At 71.0% G+C, this 14,608-nt stretch carries 6 protein-coding genes, 1 tRNA gene and 1 rRNA gene; 1 reads left to right on the forward strand and 7 read right to left on the reverse strand.

Features of this window, described 5'->3' with window-relative positions:
- Positions 1-86 precede the first annotated feature (86 nt).
- From PV410_RS31135 to PV410_RS31150, 4 genes are all read right to left on the reverse strand, one after another.
- Positions 87-887 carry a helix-turn-helix domain-containing protein gene (locus PV410_RS31135; RefSeq protein ID WP_500329086.1) on the reverse strand — a complete coding sequence of 267 codons (801 nt, stop codon included), beginning with the start codon at positions 885-887 and terminating at the stop codon, positions 87-89.
- Positions 888-1,107: 220 nt separating this feature from the next.
- Positions 1,108-3,741, reverse strand: a complete 2,634-nt coding sequence (locus PV410_RS31140) for a DNA translocase FtsK (protein ID WP_500329087.1) — start codon at positions 3,739-3,741, stop codon at positions 1,108-1,110.
- 114 nt (positions 3,742-3,855) lie between these two features.
- Positions 3,856-4,536 (reverse strand): response regulator, encoded by a 681-nt coding sequence (locus PV410_RS31145; RefSeq protein WP_431965404.1) that lies wholly within the window; start codon positions 4,534-4,536, stop codon positions 3,856-3,858.
- A 258-nt stretch (positions 4,537-4,794) separates the two neighbouring features.
- The gene (locus PV410_RS31150; protein WP_500329094.1) at positions 4,795-10,110 is read right to left on the reverse strand and encodes a HAMP domain-containing protein; all 5,316 of its coding nucleotides are present in this window, start codon (positions 10,108-10,110) and stop codon (positions 4,795-4,797) included.
- A gap of 446 nt (positions 10,111-10,556) precedes the next feature.
- On the opposite strand from PV410_RS31150, the gene PV410_RS31155 reads away from it, so the two are divergent.
- Positions 10,557-13,172, forward strand: a complete 2,616-nt coding sequence (locus tag PV410_RS31155; RefSeq protein WP_500329088.1) for a SpoIIE family protein phosphatase — start codon at positions 10,557-10,559, stop codon at positions 13,170-13,172.
- A 77-nt stretch (positions 13,173-13,249) separates the two neighbouring features.
- Here the strand turns inward: PV410_RS31155 and PV410_RS31160 are convergent.
- The 3 genes from PV410_RS31160 to rrf form a co-directional block, all read right to left on the reverse strand.
- Positions 13,250-13,322, reverse strand: a tRNA-Thr gene (locus PV410_RS31160).
- Positions 13,323-13,405: 83 nt separating this feature from the next.
- Positions 13,406-14,371 carry a DegT/DnrJ/EryC1/StrS family aminotransferase gene (locus PV410_RS31165; RefSeq protein ID WP_500329089.1) on the reverse strand — a complete coding sequence of 322 codons (966 nt, stop codon included), beginning with the start codon at positions 14,369-14,371 and terminating at the stop codon, positions 13,406-13,408.
- A 141-nt stretch (positions 14,372-14,512) separates the two neighbouring features.
- Positions 14,513-14,608 (reverse strand): 5S ribosomal RNA (gene rrf, locus PV410_RS31170); the annotation flags it as partial.

Here is a 14,608-nt window from a genome sequence, read left to right on the forward strand (position 1 = left end):
GCTCCGACGCGCAGCGGCGCCCGGCGCCGGGACGGGTGTCCCGCGCCGGGCGCCGCGGTGTCCGTGCGCGCCCGTGGAACCGGGCGTCACCCTGCTTCCGGGTCGCCGGGGGTGAAGGTGAGGCGCTGGACCTGACCGGGGTCGCCCGCGGGCCCGAGGTCCTTGCCGTTGACGAAGAGGTGGACCGCGCCCGCGTTGCCGATGATGAGGTTGATCTTGCTCTTGTCGGTGAAGGTCTTGGAGTCGCCCGGCTCCAGACTGCCCTGGTAGAGCTGCTTTCCGTTGCTGTCCACCGCCTGGATCCAGCTCTTGTCGTTCTGGGCGGTGAGCTTGACCGTGACCTTGTCGGCCGGCGCCGCGGCGATCGCGCTGTCGGACTCCTCGGGCCTCGGCGCGGAGCTCGTGGGGTTGCCGGACGGCTCGGCCGCCGGGCTCGCCGCACTGGGCTTGCCCGCCACCGGTTCCTTGCCGCCGTCCTCGCCACCGCTGAACAGGGTGAACCCGACGAAACCGATGACGGCGACGATCGCCGCGACCATGGCGGCGGTCCAATTGGGGCGGCGCGGCTCGGACCTCATCCGCTCCGCCTCGTACAGCGGCGCCACCGGGGTGGGGGCGGGCGCACTGCCGTGCTCCGCCGAGAACTGCTGGATCAGGGCCTCGGGATCGAGGCCCACGGCGCGCGCGAGCGCCCGGATGTGGCCGCGGGCGTACACGTCGCCGCCACAGCGGGAGAAATCGTCCTGCTCGATCGCGTGCACGATGGGCGGGCGCACACGCGTTGTGGTACTGACCTCGTCGACGGTCAGACCCGCGGCGATGCGGGCCTGGGCGAGGGCGCGACCGACCGAGAGCCGGTCGTCGGGGGGCGGGTTGCCGATGGACACGGGGGCGCCTTTCGAGCGTGCAGCCACCTGCTGGAGACTCAGTCTAGGGGGGTGTGCAAAAGGACGGGCAAGCGGGCGGGCGTTGTTTGTCCGCCATCAGGATTGCCGTCTTTCCCGGCGCCGATGACAGTCGGCCATACGCCTTCCCCCTGCACTAACTTGACGTACGGGCGGGAGCAACGGTTGCGTCCAACCCACTTACGAGTGAGCCACGGAATGGCTACGAACCGGCCTCGCCCCGGAGCAGGGCGAGCACTCCGTCCATCTCGTCCGGCTTGACCAGTACGTCACGGGCCTTCGACCCCTCGCTGGGTCCGACGATCCCGCGCGATTCCATCAGGTCCATGAGCCTGCCCGCTTTCGCGAAGCCGACACGCAGTTTCCGCTGGAGCATCGAAGTCGAGCCGAACTGCGTGGAGACGACCAGTTCCGCGGCCTGGCACAACAGGTCCAGGTCGTCGCCGATCTCCTCGTCGATCTCCTTCTTCGGGCCCGAGCCGACGACCACGTCGTCACGGTAGGCGGGGGTCAACTGCGCCTTGCAGTGGGCGACGACGGCGTGGATCTCGTCCTCGGTGACGAAGGCGCCCTGCATGCGGACCGGCTTGTTCGCGCCCATCGGCAGGAACAGCCCGTCACCCTTTCCGATCAGCTTCTCGGCGCCGGCCTGGTCGAGGATGACCCGGCTGTCGGCGAGCGACGAGGTCGCGAAGGCCAGCCTGGAGGGCACGTTGGCCTTGATGAGACCCGTGACGACGTCGACGCTGGGCCGCTGGGTGGCCAGCACGAGGTGGATGCCGGCGGCCCGGGCGAGCTGGGTGATGCGGACGATCGCGTCCTCGACGTCCCGCGGCGCGACCATCATCAGGTCGGCCAGCTCGTCCACGATCACCAGCAGGTAGGGGTAGGGCGCGAGCTCCCGCTCGCTGCCCTCCGGCGGCTTCACCTTGCCCGAGCGCACAGCCGCGTTGAAGTCGTCGATGTGCCGGAAGCCGTAGGCGGCGAGGTCGTCGTAGCGCAGGTCCATCTCGCGCACGACCCACTGCAGCGCCTCGGCGGCCCGCTTGGGGTTGGTGATGATCGGGGTGATGAGGTGCGGGACGCCCTCGTACGCGGTCAGCTCGACGCGCTTGGGGTCGACCAGCACCATCCGCACCTCGTCGGGCGTGGCGCGCGCCAGGATCGAGGTGATCAGGCAGTTGATGCAGGAGGACTTGCCGGATCCGGTGGCACCCGCGACGAGGATGTGCGGCATGCGCGCGAGGTTGGCCATGACGTAGCCGCCCTCGACGTCCTTGCCGAGGCCCACCGTCATCGGGTGCTCCTCGCCGGCGGCCTCCGCCGAGCGCAGCACGTCGCCGAGGTTGACCATCTCCCGGTCGCTGTTGGGGATCTCGATGCCCACCGCCGACTTGCCGGGGATCGGGCTGATGATCCGCACGTCCGGACTGGCCACGGCGTACGCGATGTTCTTGGCGAGGGCGGTGATCCGCTCGACCTTGACGGCCTGGCCGAGTTCCACCTCGTAACGGGTCACCGTCGGACCTCGCGTGAAGCCGGTGACCCGTGCGTCCACCTTGAACTGCGAGAAGACGCTCGTCAGCGACTCGACCACGGCGTCGTTGGCGGCGCTGCGGGTGCGTCCTGGACCGCCGCGCTCCAACAGGTCCAGGGACGGCAGGCCGTAGGTGACGTCGCCGGACAACTGGAGCTGCTCGGCGCGCGGCGGCAGCGGCGGGCCCTGCTCGGGCGCCGCGCGCTTGGTGAGGTCGGGCACGGACCGGTCGGCGGAGTCCTCGGCGGCGGCTTCCCCGGTGTCCCGGGCCTGCGGCAGGGAGTGGCTGACGAGGTCCGCGACGACGGAGGAGCCGGGCACGCCGTAGGCGAGGGCGCCGTCGAGGTCGGCGGCCACGCCGTAGGCGAGGTCGACCGCGTCCAGTCCGTCGCTGGGCCTGAGATCGGGCAGTTCCGGCCGCTCCTCGCGGCGCCTGGACCGGCGGCGCGACTTCTCCCCGCCGTCCTGCGGGGCGGTCTCCTCCTCCAGCAGGTCGCTGAACGGCACGGCGTCGTCCTCGGTCCCGGCGCTGCCCTGGTCCTCCACCAGGCCCAGCCGGATGCCGAGTTCGCGCAGCCGCCGGGGGATGGCGTTGACCGGGGTCGCGGTGGTGACCAGCAGCCCGAAGAAGGTGAGCAGCGCCAGCAGCGCCACCGCCAGCGGTGCGCCGACGGTGTAGTCGAGCGGCGCGGACGCCGCCCAGCCGATCAGGCCGCCCGCGTCGCGGATCGCGTCGGCGCCCTGCCCGCGGCCGGGGGAACCGCAGCCGATGTGCACCAGGCCCAGTACACCGACGGCGAGGGTGGTCAGGCCGATGACGATGCGCCCGTTGGCGTCGGACTTCTGCGGGTGGCGCATCAGCCGCCAGACGACGGCACCGACGAGGAACGGCACGAGCAGGTCCAGCCGCCCGAACAGCCCGGTGATCAGTATCTCGACCAGGTCGCCCACCGGACCGCGCAGGTCCGACCACGTGCCGGTGGCGACGACCAGCGCGAGGCCGAGCAGCAGCAGCGCCAGGCCGTCCTTGCGGTGCGCCGGGTCGAGCCCGCGCGCGCCGCGCCCGACGCCGCGGAAGAGGGCGCCCACGGTGTGCGCCAGGCCGAGCCAGACCGCTCGCGCGAGCCGGTAGACGCCGCCGGTGGGGGACGGCGCGGGCTTCGGCGCGGGTTTGGCCGCCGCCGCCTTGGCAGGCGGCTTCTTGGCCGCCGCCTTCTTCGCGGGGGCCTTCTTCGCCGCGGGCTTGGCCGCAGGTTTGGCGGCAGCCTTCTTGGCGGTGCCGGACGTACGTGAGGCCATGGTGGTGAGGTTACCGTTCCGCCCCGTGCACGACACGCGTGGCCACGCATACCGCCATCCGTGTCGTGCCCCAGTTGCGCCATGGATGACACTGCATCAAGTGGCGCACACGCTTCACTCTTGCGGGGGAATCTTCTTGTCGCCGCCGCCCGTGCCCGGCTCCAGCGCGTCCAGCGCGCGGCGCAGGCCGGTCAGCTTCCGCTCCAGATGGGCGGCCGTGGCCACCGCCGCCGCGTCCGCGGACTCGTCGAGCTGCTTGGACAGCGCCTCCGCCTGCTCCTCCACCGCGGCGAGCCGTGCGGAGAGCTCGGCGAGCAGGCCCACGGGCTCCTTGGCGCCGTTGCCGCCCTGCCGCGCGCCCTGTTCCAGCTGCAGCCGGAGCAGGGCGGCCTGCTCGCGCAGCTGGCAGTTCTTCATGTAGAGCTCGACGAAGACCGACACCTTGGCGCGCAGCACCCACGGGTCGAAGGGCTTGGAGATGTAGTCCACCGCGCCGGCCGCGTAGCCGCGGAAGGTGTGGTGCGGCCCGTGGTTGATGGCGGTCAGGAAGATGATCGGGATGTCGCGGGTGCGTTCGCGCCGCTTGATGTGCGCCGCGGTCTCGAACCCGTCCATGCCCGGCATCTGGACGTCGAGCAGGATCACCGCGAAGTCGTCGGTCAGCAGCGCCTTGAGCGCTTCCTCCCCGGACGATGCCCGCACCAGGGTCTGATCGAGCGCGGAGAGGATGGCCTCCAGCGCCAGCAGATTCTCCGGCCGGTCATCGACCAGGAGGATCTTGGCCTTCTGCACCATGGCCCGCCCTCCTCGCCCCGGCACTGCACCGGTCGCCGCCCCCATGGACGACTCCTGAGTGCCGCCCGTCCTTGTGCCGGTCATGGTAGCCGCACCCCGCTGTCCGCCACACCCTGTCACCGCCATGTCACTGTGCACGTAGCAGAAACGCAAGCGGAGACCAGAAGGTTCCCAGAATCCCGCACTCTCACACCTCTTCACACACGCCGAGTCATGGGCGTTCACCGTCCGTTGCCCAGCCGCTCACCCAACGTGGCGTCACCTGGACTGCATCCACTGCTCCATCACCGCGAGGAGGTGGTCGGTGTCCACCGGCTTGGCGACGTAGTCGGACGCCCCGGACTCGATGCTCTTCTCGCGGTCGCCCTTCATCGCCTTGGCCGTCAGCGCGATGATCGGCAGCCCCGCGAACTGGGGCATCCTGCGGATCGCGGCCGTGGTCGCATAGCCGTCCATCTCGGGCATCATGATGTCCATCAGGACGACCGCGACGTCGTCGTGCTGCTCCAGGACCTCGATCCCCTCCCGGCCGTTCTCGGCGTACAGCACGGTCAGCCCGTGCTGCTCCAGCACGCTGGTGAGGGCGAAGACATTGCGGATGTCGTCGTCCACGATGAGCACCTTCTCACCGCTGAACCCGCCCGCGAAGCCGGTGTAGGCGTCGCTGTGCGCCCCCTCCACCCACGACTCGGGCAGCGCGGCGCGCTCCACCGGCCCGGCGGCCGCGGCGGGCCGCGGTGCCGCGGAACGCCGGCGCAGCCGGGCCAGGCTGCTGCCCGCGCCCCGGCCGCGCACGGCCACGTGACCGTGGGCCGGGACGTGGAACGGCTCGGCCGGCGCCCCCTCGAGCTCCCCGGCCTCACCGCCGGGGAGCTGCGGGTAGCCCTGGAGCGGCAGTTCGGTGGTGTTGAGCGGCAGGTAGAGGGTGAAGGTCGAGCCGCGGCCGGGCTGGCTGTCGGCGTGGATCTCGCCGCCGAGCAGCCGGGCGATCTCCCGGCTGATGGACAGGCCCAGGCCCGTGCCGCCGTACTTGCGGCTGGTGGTGCCGTCCGCCTGCTTGAAGGCCTCGAAGATGACCCGCATCTTGCTCGCCGCGATGCCGATGCCCGTGTCGGTCACCGAGAAGGCGATCAGCGGCTCGTCCGCGCCCCGCAGCGAGCCGGACTCCAGCAACTGCTCCCGGATGGCCTGCGGCACGTCGGGACCGGCCGGGCGGATGACCAGCTCGACCGAACCGCTGTCGGTGAACTTCACCGCGTTCGACAGCAGGTTGCGCAGCACCTGCAGCAGCCGCTGCTCGTCGGTGTGGAGCGTGGCGGGCAGCTCCGGGGAGACCCGTACGGAGAAGTCCAGGCCCTTCTCCGCGGTGAGCGGGCGGAACGTCGCCTCCACGTAGTCGACCAGCTGGACCAGGGCGATGCGGGTCGGGCTGACGTCCATCTTGCCCGCCTCGACCTTGGACAGGTCCAGGATGTCGTTGATGAGCTGCAGCAGGTCGGAGCCGGCGCCGTGGATCGTCTCGGCGAACTCGACCTGCTTCGGCGACAGGTTGCCCTCGGCGTTGTCCGCGAGCAGCTTGGCCAGGATGAGCAGCGAGTTCAGCGGGGTGCGCAGCTCGTGCGACATGTTGGCCAGGAACTCGGACTTGTAGCGCATCGAGACGGCCAGCTGCTCGGCGCGCTCCTCCAGGACCTGCCGGGCCTCCTCGATCTCGGTGTTCTTCACCTCGATGTCCCGGTTCTGGCGGGCCAGCAGCTCCGCCTTCTCCTCCAGCTCCGTGTTGGACATCTCCAGCTGCTTCTGCCGGTTCTCCAGCTCCGCCGAGCGCTCCCGCAGCTGTTCGGTCAGCTCCTGCGACTGCTCCAGCAGGTACTCGGTCTTGGTGTTCACGCTGATGGTGTTCACGCTGACCGCGATCATGTCGGTGATCTGGCCGAGGAAGTCCTTCTGGATCTGCGTGAGCGGCTGGAAGGAGGCCAGCTCCATCACACCCAGCACCCGGTCCTCGAACACCACCGGCAGCACGATGACGTGGGCCGGCGGCGCCTCGCCGAGCCCGGAGGAGATCCTCAGGTAGCCCGGCGGGACGTCCTCCACCAGGATCGAGCGCTTCTCTACCGCCGCCGTGCCGATCAGCCCCTCGCCGGGCAGGAACACCGTCGGCATCGTGCGCTTGGAGAAGCCGTACGAGCCGGACAGCCGCAGCTCGTAGCCCTCCTCGATCTCCTCCCCGCCGGCCGGCTCCTCCGCGATGAAGAAGGCGCCGTGCTGGGCGGAGACCACCGGGGTCAGCTCGCTCATGATGAGCGCCGCCACGTCGTTGAGGTCGCGGCGGCCCTGCATCAGACCGGAGATGCGGGCGAGGTTGCCCTTGAGCCAGTCCTGCTCCTTGTTGGCGAGCGTGGTCTCGCGGAGTCGGACGATCATGGTGTTGATGTAGTCCTGGAGCTCCAGGATCTCGCCCGCCGCGTCCACGTCCGTGCGGATGTTGAGGTCGCCGCGGGTCACCGCGGTGGCCACCTGGGCGATGTTGCGCACCTGACGGGTCAGGTTGTTCGCCATCAGGTTCACCGACTCGGTGAGGTCCTTCCAGATGCCGGACACGCCCGGCACGCGCGCCTGGCCGCCCAGCCGGCCCTCGGTGCCCACCTCGCGGGCCACCCGGGTCACCTGGTCACCGAAAGCAGACAGCTGGTCGACCATCGTGTTGATGGTCGTCTTCAGCTCCAGGATCTCGCCGTGCGCGTCGACGTCGATCTTCTTGGACAGGTCGCCGCGGGCGACCGCGGTGGTGACCATGGCGATGTTGCGGACCTGGCCGGTCAGGTTGGAGGCCATGTTGTTCACCGACTCGGTGAGGTCCTTCCACGAGCCGGACACACCCGGCACGCGCGCCTGGCCGCCGAGGATGCCGTCGGTGCCCACCTCGCGGGCCACCCGGGTCACCTCGTCACCGAAGGCGGAGAGCGTGTCCACCATCGTGTTGATGGTCTCGGCGAGCTGGGCGACCTCACCGCGCGCCTCGACGGTGATCTTCTTGGTGAGGTCGCCGTTGGCGACGGCGGTGGCGACGGAGGAGATCGAACGCACCTGGCTGGTCAGGTTGTTGGCCATCAGGTTGACGTTGTCGGTGAGGTCCTTCCAGATGCCGGAGACGTCCCGCACCCGGGCCTGACCGCCCAGCTGGCCCTCGGTGCCCACCTCACGGGCCACCCGGGTCACCTCGTCGGCGAACGCGGACAGCTGGTCCACCATCGTGTTGACGGTGGTGACCAGGGCGAGGATCTCGCCCTTGGCGTCGACGGTGATCTTCTTCGACAGGTCGCCCTGGGCGACCGCGGTGGTGACCTCGGCGATGTTGCGGACCTGCATCGTCAGGTTGTTCGCCATGAAGTTGACGGACTGCGTCAGGTCCTTCCAGGTGCCCGACACGCCCTTCACCTCGGCCTGGCCGCCCAGGATGCCCTCGGTGCCCACCTCGCGGGCCACCCGGGTCACCTGCTCGGCGAAGGACGAGAGCTGGTCGACCATCGTGTTGAGGACGTTCTTGAGCTCCAGGATCTCGCCGCGCGCGTCGACGTCGATCTTCTGGGACAGGTCACCGCGGGCCACCGCGGTCGCCACCTGGGCGATGTTGCGGACCTGTGCGGTCAGGTTGCCCGCCATGCCGTTCACGGAGTCGGTGAGGTCGCGCCACACACCGGCGACGCCAGGCACCTGCGCCTGGCCGCCCAGCCGGCCCTCGGTGCCCACTTCACGGGCCACCCGGGTCACCTGCTCGGCGAACGAGGAGAGCTGGTCGACCATCGTGTTGATGGTGTTCTTCAGCTCCAGGATCTCGCCGCGCGCGTCGACGTCGACCTTCTGGGACAGGTCACCGCGGGCCACCGCGGTCGTCACCTGGGCGATCTGGCGGACCTGCGAGGTGAGGTTGCCCGCCATGAAGTTGACGGAGTCCGTCAGCTCCTTCCACACGCCGCTCACGCCGTCGACGCGGGCCTGACCGCCGAGGCGGCCCTCCGTGCCCACGTCCCGGGCCATGCGGGTGACCTGCCCGGCGAACGAGGAGAGCTGGTCCACCATGCGGTTGACGGTGTTCTTCAGCTCCAGCATCTCGCCGGAGACGTCCACCGTGACCTTCTGCGACAGGTCGCCGTTGGCGACCGCCGTCGTCACCTGCGCGATGTTGCGGACCTGGCCGGTCAGGTTGCGGAACGCGGTGTTCACCGAGTCGGTGAGGTCCTTCCACAGACCCGCGGCACCCGGCACCTGCGCCTGGCCGCCGAGTTCACCCTCGACGCCGACCTCGCGCGCGACCCGGGTCACCTCGGCGCCGAAGGCCGACAACTGGTCGACCATCGTGTTCACGGTGTTCTTCAGCTCCAGCATCTCGCCGGAGACGTCCACCGTGACCTTCTGCGACAGGTCGCCGTTGGCGACCGCCGTCGTCACCTGCGCGATGTCCCGCACCTGGCCGGTCAGGTTGCGGAACGCGGTGTTCACCGAGTCGGTGAGGTCCTTCCAGGTGCCCGCCGCGCCCGGCACCTGCGCCTGGCCGCCGAGGCGGCCCTCCGCCCCGACCTCGCCCGCGACACGGGTCACCTCGTCGGCGAAGGTGCGCAGCGTCTCGGTCATCGCGTTGACGGTCTCGGCGAGCTGCGCGACCTCGCCGCGCGCGCCGATGGTGATCTTCTGCGACAGGTCGCCGTTGGCGACCGCCGTCGTCACCTGGGCGATGTCGCGCACCTGGGCCGTCAGGTTGCCGGCCATCAGGTTGACGGAGTCCGTGAGGTCCTTCCACACGCCGTCGACACCGGCCACCTTGGCCTGGCCGCCCAGCTGGCCCTCGGTGCCCACCTCGCGTGCGACGCGGGTCACCTCGGCGGCGAAGGAGGAGAGCTGGTCGACCATCGTGTTGACGGTGTTCTTCAGCTCCAGCATCTCGCCGGCCACGTGCACGGTGACCTTGCGCGACAGGTCGCCCTTGGCGACCGCCGTCGTGACGAGGGCGATGTCACGCACCTGGGCCGTCAGACGGGACGCCATGGTGTTGACCGAGTCCGTCAGGTCCTTCCACGAACCGGACATACCGCGCACCCGCGCCTGGCCGCCGAGCTTGCCCTCGGTGCCGACCTCGCTCGCCACCCGGGTCACCTCGTCGGTGAACGTGGACAGCTGGTCGACCAGCCCGTTGACGGTGCGGCCCACCTTGAGGAACTCGCCGCGCAGCGGATGCCCCGAACCGTCGGCGCCCTGCGAGCGCAGGTCCATCCGCTGCTCCAGGTCACCCTCGGCGACCGCCGACAGCACCCGGCCGACCTCGGACATGGGGCGCACGAGGTCGTCCACGAGCGCGTTGGAGGCGTCGATGGCCGCCGCCCAGGCGCCCTCGCACGCCCCCGTCTCCAGGCGCTCGGCGAGCTTGCCCTCGCGGCCCACGACCCGCCGCACCCGCGCCAGCTCCCCGGTGAGGTGCTGGTTGCGGTCGGCGACCTCGTTGAACACCGCGGAGATCTCCGCCATGACCCCGTCGCCGGTGACCGTCAGCCGCTTGCGGAAGTTGCCGTCCCGCATGGACTCCAGCGCCGACAGCAGCCGGTGCAGGGCCGCCGAGTCGACCTCGACGGTCCCCGTACCGGCCCCGCTCTTACGCGACCGCGCGTTCTTCACCCGTGCGGAACCGCCCCGCTTCGCCGCGGATGCCGCGCCGCCTCGCGCCGATGCGCCAGACTCCACCGTGTCCCTCCCGGAGGGTCGACCGACCTGCAGGTGCCTCGTTCAGACATGACCAGTGTTTCACCATGCCCGGGCCCGGCCATAACAGTTCGGCAGCATCGCATATGACCGGCGTCATGATCGGGGCAGGAACACCCCCAACCGGCACACACGCGGTCGCCGGGGGTAAGTAACCTGGCATGCGGTTGCCCACCTTGGGCCGGGCGTACACCTCGAAGTGGGGGCCGGTGGTGACAGTACAGCGGACGACGAATGGTGACGTCCCGGGACAAACAAGGAGATCTGTGATCACGGCGCGGGCAGCGGCCACCTTCGAACCCGTGGGACGCTCGGTCGCCACCGCACGCGCGTTCGTCCGCGACACGCTCCAGGGCTGGGGCTTCTCCGAGGTGGTCGACGACGCCGTCGTACTCACCAGTGAACTCGTCACCAACGCCGTGGTGCACGCCGGCACCGCCGCGGACGTCCACTGCCTGCGCTACGAGTCCGCCGTGCGCATCGAGGTCGCCGACCGCTACCCGGAACGTGAGCTTCCTCTCCACGACGCCAAGAAGCAGATCCACCCCGACCACGAGGGCGGCCGCGGGCTGCTCCTGTGCTCGGCACTCGCCAGCCGCTGGGGCGTGGAGTACACCGCCGCCAACAAGCACGTCTGGTTCCGCCTGGAACTCCCCCAGCGCCCCGCGGGCACCCGTTCCGCGGGTCCCGCCCTGCCCGTCCAGGCGCTGCCGCTCGCCGACGAGCGGGTCCGCGTCGCGGTCGTGCAGGTCGACCGCGCAGGCATCATCACCCGCTGGAACCAGGACGCCGCCGAGCTCTTCGGCCACCTCGGCGACCAGGTCACCGGCAAACCGCTCGGCGACTTCGCCGCCTGGCCGCAGACCCCCGGCACCGGCCACGGCATCGCCGAGGCCCTGCGGCTGTCCCGCTGGGAGGGCAGTTACGGCATCCGCGGCGCGGACGGCCGCACCCTGCCCGTCTACGGCGCGCACCTGCGGGTCCGCGACGCCTCCGGCGAGCCGTCCACCGTGTGCCTGCTGGTGCGCGAGGACGAACGCGCCGTCCTGCAGAACCCCGGCCGCGGGATGATCTCCGTCGAGGGCGGCGTCGAACGCGGCAAGGCCGTGGACCCCTTCGAGTCCTTCATCGGCTCCCCCGCCCCCGACGACCTCGACGGGCTGCTGCAGCGCACCGTGGAGCGGGCCCGCGACATGCTCGACGGCGACGCCGCCTACCTGCTGCTCGCCACCGACGACGAGACCGAGCTCGAGGTGCGCGCCTCGACCGGCCTCCCCTCCGCCCGGCAGCGCTTCGCACGGGTCCCCGTCGAGGCCGGCACCGGCCGCTACGGCAGCGCCCGCATGCCCGCCGTCCACGAGGACCTCACGGCGGTGCCCGGCGCCGTCCCGCTGCTCGCCGGCACCGGCATGCGCTCGATCGTCACCGTCCCCCTCAAGGTCGAGGGCCGCCTCACCGGCTCGCTCGGCGTCGCCGCGGAGAGCCCCGGCCGCTACACCAACGAGGAGGCGCTGCGGCTGCAGTTCGCCGCCGACCGCATCGCGCTGGCGGTGGAGAGCGCCCGCCTCACCGAGCTCGAGCGGCTGCGCCGCGGCTCGTTGTCCTTCCTGGTGGAGGCCTCCGACCTGCTGGCGGGCACGCTGGAACGCGACCAGACGCTCGCCCTGATGGCCCAGATGACCGTGCCCACCCTGGCCAGCTGGTGCGCCGTCTACACCATCGCCGACCAGGCCTCGGAACCCGAACTCGCCTTCGTCCTGCACGAGGACGAGGACCGCATCGACGGCATCAAGGCCCTGCTGTCCCGCCTCGCCCCGCCCGAGCCCGACCCCACCCCCGGCGCACGCGTGTGGACCGCCCCCGCCGACGCCGCGCACTCCACCGCCCTGCGCGCCTCCCTGCGCAGCCTGGGCCTCGGCGAGGCGGGCCGGCCCGCCACAGGCCCCGGCACGGCCCTGGCGACCGCGGCCGCGGTCGGCGGCGAGACGGTCGTCCTGCCGCTCGTGGCCCGCAACCGCGTCATCGGCATGCTCACCCTCGGCAGGTCCGCCGACGAGCGCTTCCGCCAGGAGATTCTCGAACTCGCCGAGGACCTGTCCCGCCGGGCCGCCCTCGCCCTGGACAACGCCCGCCTCTACAGCGAGCGCACGGCCATCAGCCAGTCTCTGCAGCGCAGCCTGCTGCCGCCCGGCCTGCCGGTGATCCCCGGCGTCGAGGTCGAGGTCGTCTACCGCGCCGCCGGCGAGGGCAACGAGGTCGGCGGCGACTTCTACGACGTGTTCCCCATCCGCGACGGCTGCTGGGGCTTCGCCATCGGCGACGTGTGCGGCACGGGCCCCGAGGCCGCCGCCGTGACCGGTCTCGCCCGCCACGCGCTGCGCCTGCTCGCCCGCGAGGGCTTCAGCGGCCCCTCCGTCCTGGAACGGCTCAACGCGGCCATCCTGGACGAGGGGGCCCGCAGCCGCTTCCTCACCCTCCTCTACGGCGAGATGTGGCCGCAGAGCGACGGCAGCGCCGTCCTGAAGGTCGTCTGCGCCGGCCACCCCCTGCCGCTGCGGCTGCGGCAGAGCGGCGTCGTGGAAGCCGCCGCGGAACCCCAGCCGCTGCTCGGCGTCATCGAGGACCTCGAACTCGTCGAGCAGACCGTCACGCTCGACCCCGGCGACGTCCTGCTCTGCGTCACCGACGGCGTCACCGAACGGCGCGAGGGCACCCGCATGCTGGGCGACGACGGCCTCGCCGACGTCCTGGCCACCTGCACGGGCCTCACGGCGGGCGCCGTGGCGGCCCGCATCCAGCGGGCCGTCGAGCGCTTCGCCTCCGACGCGCCCTCCGACGACATGGCCATCCTCACGATGCGCGTCCCGGAACTGCCCGCGTAGCGGCGGCAGTCCGCTCCGCGAAGGGCAAGGGAAACGAGAAAGGCCCCCGCCGGATGGCGGGGGCCTTTCCTCATCAGAGCCCCAATACGGAATCGAACCGTAGACCTTCTCCTTACCATGGAGACGCTCTGCCGACTGAGCTATTGGGGCGTGTCGACGTGAAGGATCTTAACGCATGCACGCCCCGGTTCGGAAATCCGATCGACGCACGGCCCGACCGGGGCGGCCCGGTTTCAGAGCAGTCCGCCGAGCGTGTTGCACGCCACGGCCATCCGCTCCAACTCCTTCTCCGTCAGACCCGGGTGGACGGGCAGCGACAGCGTCTCGCCGGCCGCCTTCTCCGTGCGGGGCAGGTACGAGCTCGACCGGTACTCCGGCAACCGGTGCACGGGGGTCGGGATGCTCACGTTCGCCTGCACGCCGCGCGCGGCCAGCGCCATCGCGAACGCGTCCCGGTCCGGACGGCCGTTCCCGGGTATCCGCACCGTGTAGCGGTGGTAGACGTGGTGCGCGCCGGGCTCCACGTACGGCACGAGGACACCGGTCAGGGCCGAGTCCAGGTAACGGCAGTTGGCCCGCTGCCGGGCCACGGAACCGGCGAGCTTCGCCAGCACCCCGCGGCCTGCGGCCGCCTTGCCGTCGGTCATCCGGGCCCTGGCGTGGGCCGTGTCCCGAAGCCTCTTGACGGCACCGGCCAGTTCGGGGTGCTCCGTGGTCACCACGGCGCCCTCCTCGACGGCGAACACGCTCAGCGCCCCGTAGGTGCCGACCCGGCGGCCGGCCAGCGTCGCCGCCTGGGCCTGGGTGGCGTCCTCAACAATGGCCAGGCCGTGCCGGGCGGCGATGTCGGTGATCTGGTCGACGGCGGCAGGGTGCCCGAAGAGGTGCACCGGCAGGATCGCCACCGTGAGGGGCGTGATCGCGGCGGCCACGGCCTCCGGGTCGAGGCAGAACGTCAGCGGGTCGATGTCGGCGAAGACCGGCACCGCACCGGCCAGCCGCACGGCGGCCGCGGACTCCACCGGCGCGAACGACGGCAGGATCACTTCCTCGCCGGCACCGATGCCGAGCGAGAGCAGCGCCAGATGCAACGCGGAGGTCGCCGAGTCGACGGCGACGGCATGACGCCCGTCCACCGCGGACGCGAACTCGTCCTCCAGCGCGGCTACTTCAGCACCCTGAACCAGAAATTGCTGCATCAGGCTCACCTCCACTTACCCGTTCCGGCAAGGATCACCGCAGCCGGTGATGCGTTGCTGATCTGAACATGAACAGCGGGTGTGGATACGCCAAAGAGCCGTGCCCCCGGACTGGGTCCAGGGGCACGGCTACTAAAGATTGTTCGGCGGCGTCCTACTCTCCCACAGGGTCCCCCCTGCAGTACCATCGGCGCTGAAAGGCTTAGCTTCCGGGTTCGGAATGTAACCGGGCGTTTC

The sequence above is a fragment of the Streptomyces sp. PA03-5A genome (assembly GCF_033792725.1).
GTDB lineage: Bacteria > Actinomycetota > Actinomycetes > Streptomycetales > Streptomycetaceae > Actinacidiphila.

What these genes read in the sequence shown, in the direction of transcription:
- PV410_RS31145 (WP_431965404.1), bottom strand. Translation starts at nt 4,536, where the DNA reads ATGGTGCAGAAGGCCAAGATCCTCCTGGTCGATGACCGGCCGGAGAAT.
- PV410_RS31140 (WP_500329087.1), bottom strand. Translation starts at nt 3,741, where the DNA reads ATGGCCTCACGTACGTCCGGCACCGCCAAGAAGGCTGCCGCCAAACCT.
- PV410_RS31165 (WP_500329089.1), bottom strand. Translation starts at nt 14,371, where the DNA reads ATGCAGCAATTTCTGGTTCAGGGTGCTGAAGTAGCCGCGCTGGAGGAC.
- PV410_RS31150 (WP_500329094.1), bottom strand. Translation starts at nt 10,110, where the DNA reads ATGCGGGACGGCAACTTCCGCAAGCGGCTGACGGTCACCGGCGACGGG.